The organism is Candidatus Comchoanobacter bicostacola (assembly GCF_024172705.1).
Lineage (GTDB): Bacteria > Pseudomonadota > Gammaproteobacteria > Comchoanobacterales > Comchoanobacteraceae > Comchoanobacter > Comchoanobacter bicostacola.
The window spans coordinates 840,789-862,529 of the sequence record NZ_CP092900.1; the positions used below are offsets into that span (position 1 = coordinate 840,789).

The 21,741-nt window shown below is 39.9% G+C and carries 22 protein-coding genes; 5 read left to right on the top strand and 17 right to left on the bottom strand.

Annotated features, from left to right (window positions below):
- Positions 1 to 65 precede the first annotated feature (65 nt).
- Positions 66 to 1,052: a hydrolase gene (locus tag MMH89_RS04090; protein ID WP_258568176.1), complete on the top strand. Its 987-nt coding sequence runs from the start codon at positions 66 to 68 to the stop codon at positions 1,050 to 1,052.
- Positions 1,053 to 1,133: 81 nt separating this feature from the next.
- On the opposite strand, the gene MMH89_RS04095 is transcribed toward MMH89_RS04090, so the two are convergent.
- The 17 genes from MMH89_RS04095 to icmT form a co-directional block, all read right to left on the bottom strand.
- The gene (locus tag MMH89_RS04095; protein WP_258568177.1) at positions 1,134 to 4,175 is read right to left on the bottom strand and encodes a type IV secretion protein IcmB; all 3,042 of its coding nucleotides are present in this window, start codon (positions 4,173 to 4,175) and stop codon (positions 1,134 to 1,136) included.
- A 30-nt stretch (positions 4,176 to 4,205) separates the two neighbouring features.
- A complete protein-coding gene (gene icmJ, locus MMH89_RS04100) occupies positions 4,206 to 4,826 on the bottom strand; it encodes a type IVB secretion system protein IcmJDotN (protein ID WP_258568178.1) in 621 nt (206 codons plus the stop codon).
- 14 nt (positions 4,827 to 4,840) lie between these two features.
- Positions 4,841 to 5,260, bottom strand: a complete 420-nt coding sequence (locus MMH89_RS04105; protein WP_258568179.1) for a DUF6750 family protein — start codon at positions 5,258 to 5,260, stop codon at positions 4,841 to 4,843.
- A 25-nt stretch (positions 5,261 to 5,285) separates the two neighbouring features.
- Positions 5,286 to 5,702 carry a hypothetical protein gene (locus MMH89_RS04110; protein ID WP_258568180.1) on the bottom strand — a complete coding sequence of 139 codons (417 nt, stop codon included), beginning with the start codon at positions 5,700 to 5,702 and terminating at the stop codon, positions 5,286 to 5,288.
- Between the two features lie 4 nt (positions 5,703 to 5,706).
- Complete coding sequence (locus tag MMH89_RS04115) at positions 5,707 to 6,114, bottom strand: hypothetical protein (RefSeq protein WP_258568181.1); 408 nt, start codon at positions 6,112 to 6,114, stop codon at positions 5,707 to 5,709.
- Between the two features lies 1 nt (position 6,115).
- Positions 6,116 to 6,703 (bottom strand): hypothetical protein, encoded by a 588-nt coding sequence (locus MMH89_RS04120; RefSeq protein WP_258568182.1) that lies wholly within the window; start codon positions 6,701 to 6,703, stop codon positions 6,116 to 6,118.
- Positions 6,687 to 7,385 carry a hypothetical protein gene (locus MMH89_RS04125; protein ID WP_258568183.1) on the bottom strand — a complete coding sequence of 233 codons (699 nt, stop codon included), beginning with the start codon at positions 7,383 to 7,385 and terminating at the stop codon, positions 6,687 to 6,689. Before MMH89_RS04125 ends, MMH89_RS04120 begins: the two co-directional genes overlap by 17 nt.
- Before the next feature lie 22 nt (positions 7,386 to 7,407).
- The gene (locus MMH89_RS04130; protein WP_258568184.1) at positions 7,408 to 10,185 is read right to left on the bottom strand and encodes a TrbI/VirB10 family protein; all 2,778 of its coding nucleotides are present in this window, start codon (positions 10,183 to 10,185) and stop codon (positions 7,408 to 7,410) included.
- Positions 10,186 to 10,187: 2 nt separating this feature from the next.
- Positions 10,188 to 11,087, bottom strand: coding sequence for a DotH/IcmK family type IV secretion protein (locus MMH89_RS04135; protein WP_258568185.1), 900 nt, complete (start codon positions 11,085 to 11,087; stop codon positions 10,188 to 10,190).
- A 14-nt stretch (positions 11,088 to 11,101) separates the two neighbouring features.
- Entirely contained in the window at positions 11,102 to 11,704 is a 603-nt protein-coding gene (locus tag MMH89_RS04140) for a DotI/IcmL family type IV secretion protein (RefSeq protein WP_258568186.1), read from the bottom strand.
- 32 nt (positions 11,705 to 11,736) lie between these two features.
- Positions 11,737 to 12,357 (bottom strand): type IVB secretion system apparatus protein IcmL/DotI, encoded by a 621-nt coding sequence (locus tag MMH89_RS04145; RefSeq protein ID WP_258568187.1) that lies wholly within the window; start codon positions 12,355 to 12,357, stop codon positions 11,737 to 11,739.
- A gap of 86 nt (positions 12,358 to 12,443) precedes the next feature.
- Positions 12,444 to 12,920 (bottom strand): hypothetical protein, encoded by a 477-nt coding sequence (locus MMH89_RS04150; protein ID WP_258568188.1) that lies wholly within the window; start codon positions 12,918 to 12,920, stop codon positions 12,444 to 12,446.
- A complete protein-coding gene (locus MMH89_RS04155; RefSeq protein WP_425491977.1) occupies positions 12,917 to 15,187 on the bottom strand; it encodes a TraM recognition domain-containing protein in 2,271 nt (756 codons plus the stop codon). The genes MMH89_RS04150 and MMH89_RS04155 overlap by 4 nt, the downstream gene beginning before the upstream one ends.
- The gene (gene icmP / locus MMH89_RS04160) at positions 15,174 to 16,325 is read right to left on the bottom strand and encodes a type IVB secretion system coupling complex protein DotM/IcmP (RefSeq protein WP_258568189.1); all 1,152 of its coding nucleotides are present in this window, start codon (positions 16,323 to 16,325) and stop codon (positions 15,174 to 15,176) included. Before icmP ends, MMH89_RS04155 begins: the two co-directional genes overlap by 14 nt.
- A gap of 88 nt (positions 16,326 to 16,413) precedes the next feature.
- Positions 16,414 to 17,082 carry a hypothetical protein gene (locus MMH89_RS04165; RefSeq protein ID WP_258568190.1) on the bottom strand — a complete coding sequence of 223 codons (669 nt, stop codon included), beginning with the start codon at positions 17,080 to 17,082 and terminating at the stop codon, positions 16,414 to 16,416.
- 19 nt (positions 17,083 to 17,101) lie between these two features.
- Positions 17,102 to 17,446 carry a type IV secretion IcmS family protein gene (locus MMH89_RS04170; protein ID WP_258568191.1) on the bottom strand — a complete coding sequence of 115 codons (345 nt, stop codon included), beginning with the start codon at positions 17,444 to 17,446 and terminating at the stop codon, positions 17,102 to 17,104.
- Between the two features lie 3 nt (positions 17,447 to 17,449).
- Positions 17,450 to 17,704 carry an IcmT/TraK family protein gene (icmT, locus tag MMH89_RS04175; RefSeq protein ID WP_258568192.1) on the bottom strand — a complete coding sequence of 85 codons (255 nt, stop codon included), beginning with the start codon at positions 17,702 to 17,704 and terminating at the stop codon, positions 17,450 to 17,452.
- Between the two features lie 67 nt (positions 17,705 to 17,771).
- Here icmT and MMH89_RS04180 point away from each other — a divergent pair, with 67 nt between their 5' ends.
- The 4 genes from MMH89_RS04180 (at position 17,772) to dotB (ending at position 21,732) form a co-directional block, all read left to right on the top strand.
- Positions 17,772 to 19,196, top strand: a complete 1,425-nt coding sequence (locus tag MMH89_RS04180) for a hypothetical protein (protein ID WP_258568193.1) — start codon at positions 17,772 to 17,774, stop codon at positions 19,194 to 19,196.
- 77 nt (positions 19,197 to 19,273) lie between these two features.
- On the top strand, positions 19,274 to 19,780 hold the full coding sequence (locus tag MMH89_RS04185) for a DotD/TraH family lipoprotein (RefSeq protein ID WP_258568194.1): 507 nt from the start codon (positions 19,274 to 19,276) through the stop codon (positions 19,778 to 19,780).
- Between the two features lie 2 nt (positions 19,781 to 19,782).
- The gene (locus MMH89_RS04190) at positions 19,783 to 20,538 is read left to right on the top strand and encodes a type IV secretion system DotC family protein (RefSeq protein ID WP_258568195.1); all 756 of its coding nucleotides are present in this window, start codon (positions 19,783 to 19,785) and stop codon (positions 20,536 to 20,538) included.
- A 51-nt stretch (positions 20,539 to 20,589) separates the two neighbouring features.
- Positions 20,590 to 21,732 carry a Dot/Icm type IV secretion system ATPase DotB gene (dotB, locus tag MMH89_RS04195; protein WP_258568196.1) on the top strand — a complete coding sequence of 381 codons (1,143 nt, stop codon included), beginning with the start codon at positions 20,590 to 20,592 and terminating at the stop codon, positions 21,730 to 21,732.
- Positions 21,733 to 21,741 lie beyond the last annotated feature (9 nt).

Here is a 21,741-nt window from a genome sequence, read left to right on the forward strand (position 1 = left end):
TAAATTATTTTCCTGACAAAAAAAAAGTATATCGCTATAATTATATCAACAGCTAGGAATTTACTATGGACGGAAGCAGTAACTCATATAAACCAGCGTGGTGGTTACCCAACCCCCACCTACAGACTTTATATCCATTTATTTTTAAAAAAAAGCTAAAGGTCCCTTTGCAACAGGAAATATTTGAGCTTCCTGATGGAGATTTCATAGACGGTTGGTGGACCGAAAAAAGCCAAGGACCTATAGTAATACTGTTACATGGACTACAAGGTTCTGTGGATTCTCATTACATCAACTCATTAATGCACCATATTCATTACCAAACCAATTGGCGGGCATTACTCTTACACTTTAGAGGTTGTGGGGAGCAATTTAATAGACTCGACAAGCAATATCATTCAGGAGACACTGAAGATATTCGCTTCATTTGTAATTTAATTAAACAGCGCAATGCTCAAACACCTACAGCAATGGTTGGATTTTCACTTGGAGGCAATATTTTGCTCAAACTTTTTGGAGAGCTAAAACAAAATAACTTAATGTCTACAGGCATATCTGTGTGCCCCCCATTTGACTTACTCAACACTGCAATTAATATACAAAATGGCACCGCCAAGATTTATGAGAAAATGTTTATCCAAGACATCAAGAAAGCCTATCATAAAAAATTGCAAGCTTCTGAAACACAAAACTCTATCCTCAAAGACCTGGACCAGGTTTCTACACTGATTGAGCTCGATCAAAAAATTACAGCACCTTTGCATGGCTTTGACTCCTTAGAAGAGTATTATGATCAATCCAGTAGCATTAGTTATTTAAAAAGCATCAAAAAGCCAACACTAGTCATAGTTGCAAGCAATGATCCTGTTTTAAAATACAACTATATTCCAACGAATGAAGATACATCGTCACATGTAGTCATTGAAACCTATGAACACGGAGGACATATCGGATTCATGTCTGGCCCACCACATAAGCCTGAATACTGGTTAGACGCACGGATTATGAACTTCTTGTCTGAGCACCTACCTTTAGGCATATTACAAGACTAGTCTAGCTATCATCCTGCCAAATTAGTTTATCGCCTAAACATTTAATTGCAGTGTAAAAGCGCTTCACTCATTATTGATCGACTATAAGTTTCGAATATTTGGATTTTCTTGATATGCCTTCAAAATTTCATCCGTAAGCGAACTCACTATCGATTTTTTATTTTCTTCTGAGATAACCCCTGTTCCTTCAGTTTCTGAATTTAATCGATCATGTATCAGTTTTGCAGCCGTTCCGTTAGGGAATATATTAGATAGAACCCTTCTAGCCTCTGCTGGCCCAATTGCTTCATACAATGCAGTTCTAATTAATACATCTTCTGATGTTGTACTAAAAGCCCATAATTCTGCAGGACCTAGCGTAATAGTCAGTAGCTGCATATGGTTCCCTACCTTAGTAGCAAACTGCCCGAGGAATGTTGCTCCTCCTTCTCTTGGACCCCTTACAGACTGACGCAATGCAATTTGTGCTGTCTTGGATAAACCAAAGCGTTTAGTTGTTTCTTCAATTGCTTGCTGCGGACCTGCATCCATAATAAAGGTTGAAGTAGCAAATTTGACAATTTGATCATCAAAGTCAGCTAAATCTTGAGATACTACACAAACCTGAACACGCCACTTACGACCCTCACGCATATCCACAATAACCTGATCACGTACCGCCTGTGCTTTCGCAGTTCTATGAAACTCATCAAACACAATCCTTTTTTGATCTTCTTTAAGCTCAGATGCTCTAGCCTCATGATGTAAACGATAGTTTTCTGGTAAGCTAGCAACCGCTTCTTTATTTAAATAAAAGTCTTTTGCGATTAAGTATCTAGCCAACATATACATAACAGCTGTTTGCCTATCCGCAGCTTCTCCACCACTTTTAGCCACTTCATCTAAATCAAACGCAATAATCTTAGATTCACCTAAATCAAATTGCGTATAGCGTGACAAAACTGGGTACTCTCTAACTGCACTTGAAATCATACGTACAAAAGCATCAATTAGATTTTCACCCGTAGATACTGTAATTTTCCCGTACAAATCAACTACTGCTGCTGATCTAGCAATTGAGGTTAAATCATTAATCAGTGGAACAGCATTTCTCTGAGCTAGTGATGCTTCTCTAATATGGCCTGCTTCAAATAATGCATCGGTGACTTCCCACCAAGATGTTTTAGAGTCAGACTGATATTTAATCTCGTCAAGCAGCTTATCTATCGCAGGGTTAATACCCCTTGTATAAACATTAGGATTAGCCTCATCAGCAAGTAACTTATAAGCCTCGTCAATGACAAGACCCACTAAGTCTGCTACACCATCATAACTTGATGCCTGGCCAACCGGAGTAGCTAATAAAGAGATAAAGTTTACAAGGAACGCACGCTCAAGCGGTAATGGGTACCTACTACCAATCTGAGTATCAAATGGGTTAACTGAATACTCTTTAGACATGTTGAACCTAACATAAAGCGCTAAGTGTTTCTGTTCATCAGGGAGTGATTCTTTTATCAATGAAATTAAACCAGCACTTGAAGGGCCAATATCAATGACTGAAATCCTAGGAAGTCTTGGAATCCCTGCTTGAATACACAACCCAAGATTAATAGCATTAGATAAAACTGACTTACCAGAACCTGGACGCGCATAGATCATATCAATCCATGTCGTTTGTAAGGGTGATCCTGGCTGATACGGCCAAGGTTTACCATCTGGCGACCTAAGCAATAAACTTCCACTCTTCCATGGAGATGCTGGCCTGCATAAAGGCATCATCTTAAGTGCACTTTGTAGTGAAGCAACCGATTTAGCAGCTGGAGAAGAATTCATTAACCCTGGCATACTAGCAACTGCTCCTTCAAAGGGATCGCCACACAACTCAGTACAGTCTATAGTTCCCCAACTTTGAATAGCTCGCGATAGCGTTGCTATTCGAGATCGTAGTAATTTAATATCATCAGCATCTGACCCTGTCGTATTGACCCAGGTAGATGCAACAGTTCGAATCATTACCGCGGAATCATCAGTCTCTAGCTCAAGATAGTCTAACAACCTGATGGCATTATCAATCAAACGATTCTGTGTTGATGAAAAAGCTAAAACTCCAGCCATAGCTCGTTTGAACTTTAGTGACGACATACCACCACCACCCAGCAAGAAGTTAATCCGCCAAGGGAAGTTACTTGCTAACGTTTTATTAATTAGTGAAGTAAACGCTTGAGGGTCTTTAGGGTACAGATCAATATATACTGATGAGTATAACTTATCCCCAACCTTGCATGTTTTTAGATCTATTATTTCAGCACCCTGTGGGAACAATTGGGTTTCTAATGATGGCCATAATAAATCTGCAAGATCAGCTTTATCAGATACACCCAAATCTTCGTTAATCACTTTCGGAGAAAATTTATCACCCGCCACGACAGGTTTCCAACTTTTATCCGTAAAATCTGGAAATATTCCTTTTCTAATATGGTAAAGTGCATCATGCACTTCTAATAACTCACACAATACACCCGCAGAGTTTAAATCTTTAACGGCTGCTTGTACTAATGATTTATGAGCATCTCTCAATTCGTGTATTGGAGCGACTATGTTTTGAGTGGTTCTAAAAGCAGGTGTTTCATGCTCCTTTGCAAGCTTAGTTTTATCAGCAGTGGCTCGCTTATTTTGTTCTCCAGTCAAAACATTTGGAGAAGTAGTAATAATTAAATAAACATCTTCTACTGAACAATACCGACTCATGAAATTTTCACGTTCACTCAATACATCATCTAAATTAAGGTTTAAACGCTTTGCAGTATCGCGAGATGTTCTATAGTTATCCTTAATACTGTCTTTGACCTGGTCTAGATTATAACTAAAACTAAATGATAAAGAATGACCTGCGTCTCTCATTGCACTATTAAATATCTGTAAACACTGCTCTTGAAGACGATTAAATTCATCAGGCCCAACTAACCCAACATAGCCCTCAACCTTAATCATGGAGGTTAAACTTCCATCATCACGAACAAGGCTGTGACTATCATCCGCCGTTTGTATATCTGTATAGCAACTTGCTGACTTCTTAATTGCAACCGAAAATGCACTTGCTACAGCAGCAACACCATTAATCAATCCATCTGCTATTGACATAGCCTTTCTCCATAAAAATAATTTTGCAGATTATGCCCGTTCCCCAGCATAATGAGCCCAATCCAAAATTGCTTTTTCAAAATACTTCAAGGATGGTAACAACCTTAAATCTTTCAACATGATAGCCTTTCGCTCCTCAATATCATTAACCGGAGTATCAATCAGCATCCTACCCATAAACTTTGGATCTGACATATGCTTACCATATTGCTTTTCCACAGGTGAACTACGCAACTTTAATGAGCGAATATAACGATCTGAATCTAGAGCATGTGGAGAACCATTAACAATTGCAGCAAAGCAAACATGTGTTAATGCACTCAATTGATTCTGAGTCATCTCCGGCAAATAAATCAGTGTTCCACCTCCAGGCAATAACGAGCCAACTGCTTCGATAAAGTGAGCTTGCAAACAGAAAGGACAACTGGTCGCTAAATTTGACATTTTATTGTCTCTGTAATCATGATTAATGTTAACTACCGTCATAGCTGACACAGATTTAAAACCACAGAAACGGCACATATGTCGATCACGCTGCTTTACTTGTTTAGCAAAACGCTCAAAAGCAGGGTCAAGGTTTCTTGTTGCAAATAAATCATATGCACCATGACCCACTTTTAATTCTAAAGGTAATAACTTAGAAAGGTTCATTGTAATTAGTTACCCTATTTCCCTTTTTCAGTCGTATCCGTTTTAGCACCAAACGCGTAGGCTGCAGTCTTATCATCAAATACAGTTTCACCACCTGATGTAACAACCTGAGGTAGAAACGCTAGTGCAGCCCCAATAATCAGCATAGTAAGTGGTGTCCCAACAGGAACCTGCGTTGGATTATCTTTATGTTGCTTTAACTTAAAGAGACCCGCCAACATCATTAAAACACCTGCTACCTGGGCAATTGCAAAGATTAAAGCCCCAACAGCTTCTACCTGACTTTGAATACCTACGGCAAGCTTTCCAAGTCCACGTGATTCTTGACCTTCTCCCTTATCTGCTGCAAACAATACTACAGGCATTGCAATTGCTGAATGCATCGCTCCGTAATAATAAAGCTTTAACTGATTACTCACATTGTTCATGTTCATATTTTCCTCCTATATTAATAAACCACTATATGGACTGCTCAATTCTTTCAATCTCTGTCTCACTTGTTCTTAGACTATCTGAATCTTTTCCAAACAAGGTCTCACCGATTGGGAATAATGAATTCCCTAAATAAACCATCATAACTGAAATAAATAGATATAACACAGGTGTCCCCACTGGGGTTTGCTGCGGGTTATCTTTAAATTGTTTAAACTTTAAAAACGTCATCATAAAGAAGGCAACTCCTGCAACTGAAGAGATAGCACCCACCAAGGATACAATACTCATTATATCACCTTTAACTGAAACAGCACGTCCAGTTATTGTATTTTCGGGTACACCACCTTCAGCATATACTAGACCACAAAGCGCTAGCAACAACGTAACTGGAAGCAGTCTTTTAACTATTTTTGAAACACTATACATCATATCACTATCCATTTACTTATTGATCAAGTAACCCCACAAGACTAAGTTGAGGATCCTCTTCTTCGCTACTACCCTCTCCATAAACAGAGTCTTTAATAACAGGAAACATCTCAGGAATAAAAAACATCATTGCCCCAGCGGCTAATAATGCAAACGGAGTTGAAACGGGGATCTGTGTAGGATTATCTTTAACCTGTTTCATTTTAAATAGCGCAGCTATAAATAGACCTATACCTAAAATTATAGAGGATGCATAAATTAAAATTAAAACTCCTTTCAAGACATAGTCTTTAATATTGCAAAATACCTTACCTATTGTACCGTCGACAGCATTAGCACATCCACTTGCTTGTGCATGCAAAATAGGAACTGTAGACAATACTAAGTTCAATAAAACGTATTTTAGCTTTTTAGGTATAATCATATCATCCAACCCCAAATGTTTTGCTTACAACGCTGAATGTTTGCAAAATATTAATTGCTAAAAAGCCACCGAAAATATGTACAAACCCTTTAGATATCGTTCCAGGCTGTGCCCCCTGACCCGTTGACTTAGAGAGGATTAAAACACCTCTGAGAAGAGCAACCATACCTATCAATTGTATCATAAAGATTAGCGGCTTCAACTGCTCTTCGAATGGATTATTTTTTGGATCTAAAGCTAAAACAGAGACATCCTTAATAGCCGTATCATTCCATACTGATTGATTCAAAACAGAAAGAAAACTAGGAAATGCCGCTAGTGCAACTCCAAGAACAATCAACATTAAAGGCCCTGTTACACCTGAATCAACATTCATGAACGCAGTGCGATGTCCCAACTTTTTTAGTCTATTTATGCCAGAGAACACTAAGCCAATTCCAACAACATAATATAAATATAAGAAGAATTCATCAGCGCCAGCAAGACCTTTCAGTATGTTTTCTCCAACTGAGGAATCCTCTGCATAAACAACATTACAAATAAATAAAGGAACTAAAAACCCATACACTGGATTACTCCTCTGATCCAAAGCTTATCACTCTACCTGAGGATGTAACTACAAGCCCTTCTATTGGTTTAATCTCAGTAATCCGTCCATAGGTTGGAACCTTATCACCTACCTTCACGGTTATATTGTTTCCATTGCGATCCATTAACCATGCTCTACCTGATATAACAGCACGAATACGATACTCTTCTAAGACAACTTCTTTTTTAACATCAATTTTCTTTTGCTCCTCATCAATAACTCTTGATAATTGAGTAGCGGTTCTATTCACTAATATTGATAAATCATCAATCTTTTGATCTAAAGCTTGTAATCTTGACCTAAAGTCGGTTGATTGTCTATTCAAGGAAGAAATAGAGTTTTGCAACTTATCATAATCTTCTTGCTTAACTGACTCCTCTTCTACTAAGTCAGTAAAGCCCGAAAATGCAACAGGCTCAGGCTGTATCTCTGGTAGTGTTTCCTCAAATGAGCTTTCATCTAGCTCTACTGGTTGAATCTCATCTGATCCTCCAAATAATGAAAGGAAAAGATAGAACACTACAATAGCTCCAATTGCTGCCGGTATTCTATTGTTTTGCACAACAGCAATTACTTTTTCTATACTAAAACCACCTTGAGGACTATTTCCATACTCTTGACTTTCTTCAGAGGGGAAACTGTATTCCTGAGATTGATCGTTTTGATTTGTTTCATCTGCCATTACTTTCTCCAGCTAAATTTGATTAATTTGAGTTTATATTAAAATCATCCATGATGAGCAACCCAAAGGTAGCGCCTGATTTCATACGTACAGTTGGTGCAATATCCTGGAACTTTTGAATCTCTTCAACCATATTTTCACCAACCTTACCTAGCCCTGCAACCAAGATCTTAGACTGAGTTACAGACCCACCTTTTGAGACACTAGTTGTGACACCACTTGCGCCATTATTGGTTGTGCTTAGCTCAGTACCCACGTTTTTGGCAACGTCATTCAACCCAGACAAGAAGGATGCTGCAAATAGACTTCCATACTTCAATAAAGCATGAGTTTCTATCTCAACATTTTGATCGGTGTTCACGTCGACTGCAAAAACTGAGATATCTTGTGATCTAGGCGCTCTAGACTGGTTGATTCTATCAAACTTAAGCACCAGCTTATTTTCATTTTGCTCAAACTCACCCAAAACTTTGGATCCTTTTAGTGGTCCATTAATAATCGTTGCTCTTATAGGGGATGGATCGGTAGAAACAACATCATTGTCTAACACTGCATACATAATACTTCCAGCCTTAAGATAAGAAGCATTATCAAAGCCAGTCATCCCTGGTCGATATACTCCCCCCTCTTCAGCAGAAGACAGACCATAACTTTCAGGCGTAGATGCACTACTATTTATACTTTGAGTAGAGGCCTGATCCCATGAGCCATATAATGAAGTACTCTGCGCTTGCATCGCAGATGCTAATCGAGCAATTCTGGTATCACGTTCTTGCTGAGCGATTAAATCTTCAGTAGCAGATACTTGAGGTTGCCCCATAACCATATCTAGATCATCACCAAATGTATCCGAGCCTAAATACCCTACACCGACTAGCTCATCTTCTGAAAAAAGCCCATCTAAGTCACCTTTGGCTACGCCAGCTAGATATAACTCTTTTGCTGAAACATTTGCTGCAACTAGTTGACGCGGAGAGACTCCTGCATCAAGCAGCTCAGATACACTCACCCCAGCATTTAGTAGTGCATTAACAGAGCAGCCATCGTCTAACAACTGCTTCACGGAGATGCCATCTTCAAGTAGTTGCTTAATTGTATCTGGGTCACAGCCCGATTGGGTAGAACCTACAGCTCTTTCATACAAATCATCTGGGTTAACACCTGCTCGGATTAGAGCACCTTTTGAAAAGCCTGCTGATAACAGTTGTTCAGGAGTATAACCTGCCGCAATTAAAAGATCTGCAGGAACACCAGCTTTGAGCATATCTTCGGCACTAAACCCCGCACGCTTCAATTCTGCCACGGAATAACCTGCAGCAAGTAGCTCACTAATAGAAGCTCCAGCTGCACGCAATGAGCTTGCATCACACCCCATCATAAATAGGTCTTCGACAGGCACTCCACTCCTATACAGTGCGCCACAGCCAACACCGTCTCGCTTAAGATCACGCAACGATACGCCTGCTGCTAACAGATCATTCAATGGAATACCCGCATCAACAAGATCAGCAGCAGAAAAACCAGCAGCTAATAAACTTTCAGCATCATAGCAAGCATCTACAAGATCAGGAAGCTCAACACCTAATGAAACTAAATCTGAAGCTGAATAACCAATTACCTTCATCTGCCCAGGAGTAACACCTTCGGCAAGGAGATCGCTCGCTTTATACCCTTCAGTAGCTAGTAAGTTTGGAGAGCACCCAAGTGACAAGAGTACCTTTGCCTGAACACCAACAGCCATTTGAGATTCAACATACCTTGCATCACAAACACCGCCTTTAATCTGCGCCCTATTCTTTTCCGCAAAGCTTACATCACGTTTTGAAAACCCACCTTTAATAAGTTCGCTTGAAGATATACCTTCCGCTAATAGCTGAGATGGAGCTACACCAGCTGATGCAATCTCCTTAATTGAGTATCCTAGATCAATTAATTCACGTACAGTCACACCACCATCATACAGATCCTCAGCGCGCACACCACCAGACCTTACTTGATCTTTATCCTCTAAGGCAGTGAAAACACCTCTTGCACAATAACCACCGGCGACGACCTCACCACTTAAGATTCCGGATGCGAGTATATCATTTAAACTAACGCCAGCAGAGCGAAGGTCTGCGATAGACACACCACTATCCAGCAGTTGCTTTGGTGTAAAACCAGCAGCGAGTAGTTGACTAACACTCACACCTGCAGACAATAACTCATCTGCTGTAAAACCAGCTGAACGTAGATCAGCAACTGAAAAACCAGCCTGAAGCAACTCTTCAGCACTGTAACCCGCTGCACGTAATTCTTCAGCGCTAAAGCCTGCTGCGCGCAGCTCTGATGCTGAGTAACCACCATTCTTAAGATCCTCAAGCGTGCAACCGTAACACTTTAGCTCACTAGCAGCAACACCCGCAGTTCTAGCCTTGATAATATTTTCCTTAGAGCATCGATCTGCATCACGCTGAAATACCTCATCTTTACGCTCCTCGAACTGCGAAGTATCAAGAGAATATTGGGGTCTAAGCAATGTAGGAAGGCTACTTTCTCCTGAACGTTCAGCCTCCATAGCCTGCTGCTTATTTTGCTCATTAATTAGCTTTGAGTACTCCGCAGAAGGATCACCCAACCCTGGTATTGACTCAATATTTGTACCCCCAGCTACTCGAGACGTTACCCCCTCCTCACTTGAACTAAAAAATAATAAATATACGACTAACAGTACCACAAACACAACAGCGCCTATGACACTATAACGTGTATAATCTACCTTATTACCCGAACCTTTATTTGGTTTATTTAAGTCACTCACTGCTAAAACCCTTCCACTTTCAATTCACGAATTCGGCCATTATCCATGACCAAAACTACTGGTGATGCTGGCATCTCATATGCACTCACTGTCCCTGAAGCCCCCTTCATTGAGGAGTGCCACGCCGGAGAAACTACAGTTAATGGAGTTCTCACATACATAACATCTCCAAACAACCAAGCCTGAGCTTGACCACCAGAAACTTTCAGCACTTGACTATTTACAGGTGAAATATTATTCAATACATCACTTAAGACCGGGTTGCTCGATTGGCTATAATGTGATTCCTCAGGTTTTGCAAACGGCCCATAACCTGGAACTTGAACATCTACTCGGTAGTCAACTGCTTTCTGACCAGGAATTAAAGACAGCATTACAGGTGTATTTAAACCTTGTAACATAACAGCTAGATTACCATCCTTATATAAAGACATAGGCTGAATCATGAGCGTATTCGTCATTGATGTTTCATCTGAACCATTTTGATTCCAAACTATGTTAAAGTTTCCTGGATCACCAATATCATATGCCCTAATTGGCCATGGAGCACCTGTTTGATCTACAAACAGCACTGATGAGACCATACCCGCAGACAATCGCACAACTGGAGGAACTGCGCCAGGCTGCAAGTCAACTATGAGTGATGAAAAAGTTGGCTTTGGAGGATCTGTTGGGGACACAGAAGCCATATTTATTTCTTTATATAACTCTTTCAACTCATCAATTTCATTAATATTTAATGGAGAAATAGATTCTTTTACCTTCTGAAAAGCTTCATTACGCTCATTTTGCTTTTCTGACATCGCATTGCCACCTGAATTATTAGCGTATTCCTGAGCATAAACACTCATTGGGAATAGACTTATCAAAGCAAAGACTGCCTGTATCATTTTTCTAAACATCTAAAAACCTCTACCTATGTAACACGTATACTATTCACTGCAATCCCTGCCTTACCATCATCTAAGTCAAAGGGAACACGCCTTATATCAATTGTGGCCACTCGCCTAACATTCCTTTTCTCACTCGCACTTTCATACGTAACCAACAATGGAACTTGAATCAGCCACGAGTATGCCCCAAGCTGCATTCCATGCTTTAGCAGTGCAGGCTTTCCTGTTACAATTGATGAAACAGATAACTTTTTGGTAATTACATCACCCAATAACTGTGATTTCAAAAAGGCAGAACTAACTGCTTGCCAACCTTCATTCGTACACAAATCTCTCATGCCATTAAAATGAGACTCATAATTACGAAAACTAAAACTATGAAGCTCAGCTGACACAATAGAAGCCCAGCGTATCACCTCATCTTGAGACTTAACTGGCAAATCCAATAAATACATCCCTTTAGAATCTTCTACTGGAGTAGATAAAACCTCACCATCCGACCTCATATAATAACCATCAGAAACTGCAGATGCTGAAAAGCTTACAGAGCGGCCTGAACCCATATAAAGCGCAACAGACGCACCTAAGGCGAAGAGTGCCAACAACATACTGACATCTAGAATCATATTAAACTGCTGATTACTAGAAAAACCCACAATCAACCCTCTGTTACAATAATGCTTTCAATGGCAATCCCTTCTGGGTTATTGACCGTACTAACTCGCTGAATGATCATATCCAACTTCACAGGGAATGCTGCTGTGCTTTGGCCCTGCTGCTTGATTAATAGCGGCATTTCCACCTTCCATAAATAGCGACCTTGTCGCAGCCCCTGCATGGTAATGACTGGAGACCCAGTTAACTTAGCGCTCATTACTAATTTATTAGCTAATACAGCTTTTAAAATTCTAGAATCAGTGAGAGACTTCTGAAAACTCGCCCAACCAGATCCAGTAAACATAGAAGAAACAGACTGTAAATCATCTTTATAGTTTACATAGTCATAAGCATAAATTCTCAATGCAGCTTGCGAAGCCCAATTAAGCAGCTCTGCAGGCGACCTACCTGGCTCATCCAACGGCTGAACAGGAATGATACGACCATCCGTGGAAGTTGCAAAAAAGTATGGGTCTGGAGCACGGGTGTAAGCCTTGTAAGAACCAATAATACTTAAGGCATTTGTAACGCAAAGTATTAAGCACAAAGTCAGCACCTTACGATACCCATCTTGGTAAAAACTGTTCCGCAAGCGAACCTGCTCTAACGCATCATCAGCCATAAAATTATCCCTTCAGATATATAGTTCCATTATTACATATTCAAGCAAGTGCAATCAAAATAAAATTACATAGATTGATTAACTGCTCATAAATCAACACTGAACCCAACCATTACAAACCGGTCTTCATTTGGATACCCCTTCCAAAAACCATAGTCATCGTTTCGCTTATAACTTTTAACAGTAAGCGGTGCATAACTAACCTCTGCCCCTGATTGTAGAAGGATTCTCGATAACTCAACCACTTGAGAATAAGCAGTAGACCCCTCAAGCGATGTATCCTGACCTTTCACAATTGCAGCCTCAAGCTCAACAGATCCTTGAGAAGAAGAAATAACACTAGCTAACTGATCGACCAACCCACGAGCTGAAGGCCTAAAAAAGTTAGTATTACCATCAAACAGAACTGATAGTGGAATGGTAACAACAACCTGACTACCATTTTGCACTACATAGGAACTATTACTGGCCGCTGAAGCCTTCAGAGCACCTAGATTTGCTGCAAACGAAAGACTGCAGCAAAGACTAGCAACTATTAACTTAAATGAATGTGACCACCTCATTTCTCTTCCTCACTATTTAAACTATTTATGAACTTTTCAGCACTACCTAAAAACTTTTCTACCTGAGCCTCATTATAATCAGCAAGCTTATAATCAGTTAACTTTAGAATATGATTTAGCAACCCCTCTACATATTTATTAGCATCTGCTTCAGGCATTCCTAAGAAACGCTTGGCATAAACAAATGTTGATTGAACTAGCTTTTTATTAATAATAGGGTCATATACTTTTTGGTCATGCATATAGCGACTGAATATATTTAAATCCGTTCCTTCAGCTTCATCTCTACCTTCAGATGACGCAGCTTGAGATGAACGAGTTAACAGTATTAGCGCATTATCTATCAATGAATCTGTTTGACCCATAACCTCTGCCACCTCATCAATTAATGCATCCTGTTCAACATTTGATATAGCACCAACCTGCAAGACTTCAAAGTCTTCAATACCTTTGACGAAGGTAAACAAATCTACGTCAGACAGCTGCTCAACCTTCAAAAACTGATTTAACTGCATGTACTTACACGGCTTAGGGTTAGCATAAAACGTTTTTGCACGCACAATATCTGATTTAAAGAAGATATGCGCCTCACCCAGCCCTTGATCTTTCAAGTCTAACAAATCAATTCTTGCTCGTTTTTCTGTCTTGGCAGATTTTGTATCTAAGTATGAATTAGACAAACTGTTTTGTCCTGCATTGAAGCTATCTACAGCAGTGACATATGCTTCACCTGCGCCCTTATTGAAGAAATCAAACGTTTCTAGAGGATCTTCCAACTTCATACAAATCTTAATATTCGTGTTTGCACCAATGGATGCAGCCTCTTCTTTAGACGCTTTTTGGAATGCAGGCAAATCCTGTCCAGCAAACACAACCGAGAAACCTAAAGACCTTGCCTGAGCTGGAACTACCGCAAAACCCTTTACTGCATAATAACCATATTCATCCAATATACATAAAAAAGGCGTTTCAGCGTTCGTTGGCTTACTAATAATTAAATCGCGATAATCCCCCTCAACTGAATCCCCTAGACCCGCGGCCATCATAGAACGCATTGACGCAATGACCACCTTTCCTAAGTTAGATAGCTCATCAGGTGACTTTTCTAACGCAGGTAGCAATACAACCAATATACGTCGATTTAATACCACATCTTTTAAGTCGACTTCAGCTAAGCGCGTTCTTAGAATATGGCCATATGTATCTGCAAGCGATGTGAAGATACGCGTTAACTGCATGGTAATATACCCATGCTGCTCATATACCTGTGAAACCTGCTGCCCTCGCTTTTCTTTATTATACCCAGGCAATGTTGATAGATAATTAAGTACCGGCTCTTTAATAGCCCCAGGGTATGAAGATATATCAATAGTATATGCACCATCATCACGAATAAAGGCGTTATCTGCCATAGCCTCTAAACGCTCTAGGGAAAAGTAATTACGAATCGTGTTTGCATCAAGTAATATATTACCCGAATCACGCATTGCAACCAGGATTTTTAACAATGCCTCAACAAAAGCAATGGCACGACCTTTCCACATATCCCCGTCATTACCACCAGACCCAGAGTCCATCATACCAGTAACTAAGTTTGCAAGCATACTAGACGAACCCGTTGCAAACGGATTTAGCGTATTTGATAAACGCTTCTCTTGGGGGCCAATAATATCTTTAGCACCCGTCATGAAGTTGATTAAAAGCAAATCATCTTCACGGCCTAAAAATCGCACAATAGAAAATATATTTGCATATAAACTATTATCACCCTTACCATCAACATAAATAAACCCACTCGATTGAACTAACGCATTAAACGCCAACCCAATCAAAAATACCGTTTTACCAGAACCCGTAGATCCAAAGATCAAAACGTGCGTACGCATATCCGTATCTGCAAACCAAAGCTCTTGCCCGTCTTTTTTTTCATTCCCAAAGTAATAGATCCCACTTGCTTTATTAGCCTTGCCTGTTCCTGGATTTAAATCGTTGTAATCTTTCGCTCCAGAAAATTGTGGCATTCTAAAAGGAAGTGTAACCCTACGAGTCAATATGATCATTACAAAGATAATATTTAATAGGAATACAAAATCTGCAATAACCGGTATAAATACCGAAAATAAAGCAGTTACAGTAATCAGAATGGCTGCAGAAACTGGCTTATCAAAAAGTGCAGAAAATTTCTGCGTAATCGAACGCGTATCTCTGATTAGAGCACTCGCACTCTGCTCTTGATTTTTATAAATCCCACGATCAGCCATTGTCAATATCTTCCGGGTTAATAATGATGTTAGCCAACTCCTTGTCTAAAGCTTCTATTGCAGGCTCTATAATTGGAACCTTCAATGGTCTACGCAACCGCTTTTCTACAAGCCAATGTGAAAAAGGAGCAGATACTTCCACGAAGGCAGTTGGGCGACCCACGTTAGAGAGCATATACCACAATGATCGGTCAACAGGCTTTAACCACAGAAACTCACACATAGACAAAACACCTTCGTCTCTAGCTAACTCTAACATTGAAGCCATAGCTGTATATAAATAAGCATGCGGTCCTACAGCAGGCCCTATTTTTTCCGAACGTATATGCTTAGCAAGCAATAAACGCGTCCCTGTAAAATCTAACGCCCCTTTTCCTGCAGATCTGGCAATCTGTCTAATTAATTTACGAGCACCATCAGGATCTCCAGCCCCCCTAGCCGCAAATATCGCAAATAAGGCTAATACATACGGGGGAACGCCTTCTAACCCCTCCCATAACGGCCCCATTTGTGCAGCAAATACCGGTCGAGCCTTATCTTTATCTAACCTTGCAACAGTAATATTCTTCGTACGCTCTGGGATAATTAACTTATAACGCTTAGCAAAATCGAGAGGGCGCTCACTCATACGCCAATTCCCTTCCTTTACATTTTCAGATATCAAGTCCAGACCAACAACACATGCACTTTGTGGCCAGTTTTTAAGCTCCTGCCGTGCTAATGATACCATTGAATGAGCCTGACTGTACTTAGAGTAGCGATGGAAGAACATAACATAAACAACACCTGCAATTGCTAACATAATATTAGGCAATGCAAACGCTTTACCATACACTGTTGAAATACTTAAAAATAAGTCTAAATCTACTAAACTTGGTGATGATGACTCCATCAACCTCAGTGCTGCAGACAAATCATTAGTAGAAAGCAAGTCTGGGTCAATATGATCTAAAACAGAATCAACACCCTCTAAAAAATAAAACAGTGCCTTCCCTACCAGAAGCCTTACTGTAAACACATAGCGAACGACATACTCTGAGTACGCATACCAAACTACAATAACTAAACCAACGAAAAAAGCGACAAGCAAAAAGAAGTCTTGCGCTTGATCAGGAGTTTGCTGTTGACCGCCTCCGCCTTTCACGTAAATATCCTATACAACTTAGTTCATATTACCTGTTCAGATCACCAAATACAAATGATTCGTATAGAATGTTTTAAGACAATCTTTATTAACTAAGGCCAACCATGCGGCTGTCCTTATTTTTAAGACACCTAGATCTCATCGACTGACTAAGAACCAGACTATTGATGTTGCCTTTTGGTTTACGAGCAACAGTTCTTGACGTTAATACGCCACCTTCAAAATATGAGACTGACTTTATTTGATCTAACATCAGTGGATTGTTCCGAACAGATTCAGGAACACTAACCTCTGCACTACCTGGGCAGATAGCAAATTCACCCTCGCTTAAAAAATAGCTCACATAAAATAATGCTTCAGGTCTTTCAGAGACTATCCTCTCAGCACTCTTAGTATCCAGATATACCTGGCGCCCCCTCATCGTCAACATCGACCCTCGATTAAACTGTTGACCACCCCCTACAAGAGACAGCACAACATGCACCAAGGCCATTTCTGACTGGCTTTTTCCTACAGACTTAACGGCAGCTCTAACATCACCTTTATACTTTTCAATTAAAAAGCTATTATTGGGTAGGCTCTCTAGAAACGAAGCATCGATCACTCCACTACGCTCATAAACATTATTAATTTCAGCAAAAACAGAAAGCGCTTGCTGAAAAATTGTTAGATCAGAGTCTCCCCCCTCATGCTTTCTATCCACAACACCTTGCAGCAAAGAAACAATATTAGTTAATCGTTCTTTTATAGTCTTCATTAATTTAGTTTTAAACCCTTTATTCGTATGTTAAAGAATCCAACGCATGACGCGCAGAAACCTCGTCCATATTAACAAAAGGAACCAGGGCTTGCAATATAAACAATATTAATTCCAACTCGTCCTGCCCATCATCGATCTCAACCTTATAACCTAAAGTTGTCTTCTCATCTTCAGGGTAGCTCGCCCCAATCTCACGACCATGGCATAAACTCATGAACCGACTGGCTTTCTTAACAAGACCTGGCATGACCCCAAAGTCTGCAAACACTTCTTCTAGAGATAAATCTTTTTCTCTAATTTTGAAGCTCCAACCTCTTGCCTTACATAACTTAATAAGCTTTTCCTGAATTGAATTTAACATACGCTATCTCAACCACCATGGTCTAGCAGGCTTAACCCTACCAGCCAACATACTTTTTACCAACCTTAAGAAAACAATCGGTTTAAAACCGTAATAATCAAGAAGCATAAGCACCACAATTGTTACTGCAACTAAAGCAGCTGTTGCTATTGAAGGACTGAACAAGAAGAACAGGATAGGAAAAGTTGCTGAAGCATTAAAAATCCACAACTTAGCTTCTCGTCCCGTATCTCTCCAACTACCTTGGGGTCTTTGCACTGAAACTTCCTTAAAATAACCAACGAATTTATGTTATCATATAAAATGACAATATTGCAATCAAATCATGCTTACAGACAGATACGTCACCTATGAAAACAAATGCGCATTAACCACTTCACTTTGGTCAATCATGCTTCAGTATTATATAAAAAAGGGCTCCCAAGCTTATGAACAAGCAGTTCCTTATACCGTGACCAACATGCGCACAACAGCAGCTGCGCATGCTCAGCAAATAATACCTTATTTTAAAACAATATCGCACCTGAGAATCATTGATGTCGGCGCTGGAATCGGCCAACATGGGTTCCATCTAGCTAATGCATTATTAACCTATTGTTTGCACAATTCTACGGACAATTACTCTTTTGAACTAATATTAGCCGACCCCAGCCCTTGCATCATTGAATATTGGCATACACACCCCCAGCTCAAGCCTCTTATAGAAAAAGGGATCATTTCAACACATCAATTAACTGGAAACCTATCGCAAGATCTCCAAGCGCTCAATCAGACCCACCCTATCCATGCATATATTTTCAACTATGTGTTAGACTCACTTCCTTTTATCCCCGTCATCAATGGCCTTCCCCAAAAAATATGCCTCAAAGCTAAACGCAAGGACATTTCCCATAATCAATTCATAGGACAGATCTCTGACCTCAAAGTATCCTTCTCCCCTGACTATTCAAAAGAAACAGAGCAACAATTACCCACCCACCTCTATAAGAGCTATCAAGATAAGTCCTATACCTTCCCAATCACTGCCATAGAAATCATAAAAACAATTAGCCAACAAACTCATACACAAGTTATCCTTGTTAATGACAAAGGGCATATAACACCCGATGAATTTAGCACTGACAGCGCTTTAGATTTCATTCTAGAAGGCTGCTATTCCGCCCCTATTAACTTCCATGCGCTACTCCCCCATATTTCTAATACATTTAGTCATACTATAACTGGCCAACCTCACAATCCCATGAAATCACTTGTTATCCATAAAAACAAAAAACCACACACCATGAGCTGCGCTGAGGTAACGAGCATTTGCCACTATTATAAACACCACCATCTGACTTGCCCCGACCATGCTCTCGCACTCTGCAAAATACTAGAGTATGACGCATTCACCATCGAACTTATTAGTCAAGCAACCCTTTCGAGCATTACCCCCAGTCTTGAAGCTGCTCTAAAAACATGCTTAGCGCATCGCTTTGTTAAAAATGTTGATTTCACCTTGCTGCACCTTGCCCGAATATATAGAAACAGCAAACACATGGAGCAATCCCTACACTATCTACAACAATATAAAACTCAGCAAGGGGATCACAGCGCGCTTAACTTTGAACTAGGCCTACACTTTGAATCAATTGATTCCGAAAAAGCAATAATGCACTTAAATATTGCTGCTCAAGACCCTCTTTTAAATACAGCATCTCAAAACAAAATCAGTGAAATCCAGCATAAAAACTTGAAATATGAAACATAAAAGAATTTGACCAATTGGTTCTTGACAATGACTAGATAAACCTATTCAATGAATATAGAATCGTTTAGGATACAGTAATGAACAAACATGTCATTTCATTTGCTCTGCTGGGTTTACTTGCAGGATGCTTAGGGGAACCGACAGACGACTATGCACCCAGTAAGACAGTGGTTCAAAATCTTTTGCCAGATGCGCCAAAAGATACGAGTGATACGCAGCTAGCACTATCAGAAGCAGCAAGAGCGGCATCAGCTTCCTTGCAAAAGCTTGCTCAACTACAATCTGCAGCACAAGCACCTGTAGATGAAAGCTTCAGACAAGACTTCTCAATTGAGCTTTCAGGTCTTGCATCGGTCGAATACACAGGGCCCTGTGAGCCGCTTATTGAACAAATTGCTCAAACTGCCAATGTAAAAGTTGTTAAGATTGGAAATCCTACAGCCACAGCTGTTATTATCTCCATCAAAGCAGATGCGATACCTCTTTCTGAGATGATACAAAGCATTGCTTATCAAGTAAGCAACCATGCTAAAGTATCCTATAACTCTAAAGACAAAGTCATTGAAATCATATACCTGAACTAATAATGCGCAATCAATTTGTAAAGTCCATTCGATACTTAGCCGCCATTTGCTTACCACTTGCTATCACTGGATGTCAGATGCACGGGGAAGATAGTGAGTCTGGAAGGAAAAAAGCAATTTACGAGGTTGGCTTAACGTATGGTGCTCAATCAGGGCTACACTGGAAAATGGCAAACATTTCTAGCTACTTAGACCAAGAAGCACAAAAACTTGACCAGATCTATAACTTTAATTTCTTACTGATGAAGCACAATGTGCTCCCACCAGTTGTTGCTAATTATGGAAAAACATATACCATCGAATCTGATGATACCGTTCGCTTATCAGACTATGAGATAAAGATGGTTAAGCCCGCTCGATTCGTTTCAGTTGCTCCATCATGGCGTAATTATATTTACTTATCTTATCCCAAGCCAGAAGCACCACCGGAAAGACTATTACCTCAGGACCCTGACGAGTCTGAAATATGGGTAGAAGCTACCCGAAAGGGTTGGGAACAAGGTGTTTCTCAGGCAGCGTCTATATTCCAAACAGGCTTATCACGCTTAAACCAAGATTTTCAAGGTATGGTCCTGTATAAACAAATGTATCTACAAAATATGATATCAGCTCCTTATACAGAAACAACCAACCTAGGTGTTACTGGTGATAGCTCAGGGCTTAGACTCAATGATAAAATCATTAAGATCACACGTCCGTCATTACTGAATCCACAAACGAATCAGTGGTATCCAATCATATTACAAAAATCTTCCTGACAAATAAATTTTATAGTTTATAACAATAGATAAGATTTAATAGGAACAAACATGGCAGAAGATAAATACTTAATGACCAATGAGCCAGGTCGATTTGCAGAAATGGATTTAAACATTATTTTAGAGCATTGCTCTAATTTTTCAGTTTCTGATATCACGTTACAATCAGGTGAGTATATTTATATTGAAGAGTATGGAAAGCTCCACCCTATCACTAAAAAACAGCTCACTACTGCTGAAGTAGGTGATATTCTCAATGGGATCTATGGTGCTAACGGTACGACACGATTACTAAGTGGTGAAGATATTGATACCAACTATGAATTCAAACCATCTCGGGCTGAACGGCTTCGCTTTCGTGTTAATGCAACAGCTTGCCTAGTCGATGGTCACGAAGCAATCCAAATCACCATGAGAACCATTCCGACTGATCCACCCACATTAAAAGATATAGGGCTTGAGGACAATATTATTAAAGGTATGGCACCTAATGATGGCGTAGTCTATGTTACTGGAGTTACGGGGTCTGGTAAGTCTACACTATTGGCTGGCATTATTCGTAGTATTGCAGAAGATAAGAATGCCAACCGTAAAATTCTGACCTATGAGTCACCGATTGAATTTGTATATGACAACATTGAAAAGCATAGTGTAATAGTTAGCCAATCAGAAGTACCAAAACACTTACCTAGCTTTGCACATGGTGTTAGAAATGCGCTTAGAAGAAAACCCAGACTAATTTTAGTCGGTGAGTCTAGGGATTATGAGACCATCAATGCCGTTATTGATGCTGCATTAACTGGGCACCCTGTATATACGACCGTGCACAGTAATGGTGTTGCAGAGACCATTAGAAGGCTGGTAGGTAGCTTCCCTCTTGATGAGCGTTTGGGTAAAACCGTTGATATCATTGAAACAGTGCGCTTAGTTATCTGGCAAAAACTGGTTCCTTCAACTGATGGCAAACAAATAGCACTAAGGGAGTACTTAGTCTTTGATGAAGCCGTTAGGGAAGAACTACTTAACTCAGATCTATCTCAAGTAACTCAGAATATTAGAAAGATACTTAAAAAGAAAAAACAAACTATGTTAGATATTGCTAAAGTGCTGCATAAGCAGAAAAAGATATCTAATGAAGTACTTAAAAGTCTAGAGATTCATGAGAAGTCCAAAGATCGTGACTTAAAGTCCTAGCCTAGCTAT

Bases quoted from the DNA above. Each gene is read 5' to 3' on its own strand.
- icmJ (WP_258568178.1), bottom strand. From the start codon at position 4,826: ATGAACCTTTCTAAGTTATTACCTTTAGAATTAAAAGTGGGTCATGGT.
- MMH89_RS04150 (WP_258568188.1), bottom strand. From the start codon at position 12,920: ATGAGGTGGTCACATTCATTTAAGTTAATAGTTGCTAGTCTTTGCTGC.
- MMH89_RS04095 (WP_258568177.1), bottom strand. From the start codon at position 4,175: ATGTCAATAGCAGATGGATTGATTAATGGTGTTGCTGCTGTAGCAAGT.
- MMH89_RS04090 (WP_258568176.1), top strand. From the start codon at position 66: ATGGACGGAAGCAGTAACTCATATAAACCAGCGTGGTGGTTACCCAAC.
- MMH89_RS04190 (WP_258568195.1), top strand. From the start codon at position 19,783: ATGCGCAATCAATTTGTAAAGTCCATTCGATACTTAGCCGCCATTTGC.
- MMH89_RS04110 (WP_258568180.1), bottom strand. From the start codon at position 5,702: ATGGATAGTGATATGATGTATAGTGTTTCAAAAATAGTTAAAAGACTG.
- MMH89_RS04105 (WP_258568179.1), bottom strand. From the start codon at position 5,260: ATGAACATGAACAATGTGAGTAATCAGTTAAAGCTTTATTATTACGGA.
- MMH89_RS04145 (WP_258568187.1), bottom strand. From the start codon at position 12,357: ATGGCTGATGATGCGTTAGAGCAGGTTCGCTTGCGGAACAGTTTTTAC.
- MMH89_RS04185 (WP_258568194.1), top strand. From the start codon at position 19,274: ATGAACAAACATGTCATTTCATTTGCTCTGCTGGGTTTACTTGCAGGA.
- MMH89_RS04115 (WP_258568181.1), bottom strand. From the start codon at position 6,114: ATGATTATACCTAAAAAGCTAAAATACGTTTTATTGAACTTAGTATTG.
- dotB (WP_258568196.1), top strand. From the start codon at position 20,590: ATGGCAGAAGATAAATACTTAATGACCAATGAGCCAGGTCGATTTGCA.
- MMH89_RS04125 (WP_258568183.1), bottom strand. From the start codon at position 7,385: ATGGCAGATGAAACAAATCAAAACGATCAATCTCAGGAATACAGTTTC.
- MMH89_RS04135 (WP_258568185.1), bottom strand. From the start codon at position 11,087: ATGTTTAGAAAAATGATACAGGCAGTCTTTGCTTTGATAAGTCTATTC.
- MMH89_RS04165 (WP_258568190.1), bottom strand. From the start codon at position 17,082: ATGAAGACTATAAAAGAACGATTAACTAATATTGTTTCTTTGCTGCAA.
- MMH89_RS04170 (WP_258568191.1), bottom strand. From the start codon at position 17,446: ATGTTAAATTCAATTCAGGAAAAGCTTATTAAGTTATGTAAGGCAAGA.
- MMH89_RS04180 (WP_258568193.1), top strand. From the start codon at position 17,772: ATGCTTACAGACAGATACGTCACCTATGAAAACAAATGCGCATTAACC.
- MMH89_RS04140 (WP_258568186.1), bottom strand. From the start codon at position 11,704: ATGATTCTAGATGTCAGTATGTTGTTGGCACTCTTCGCCTTAGGTGCG.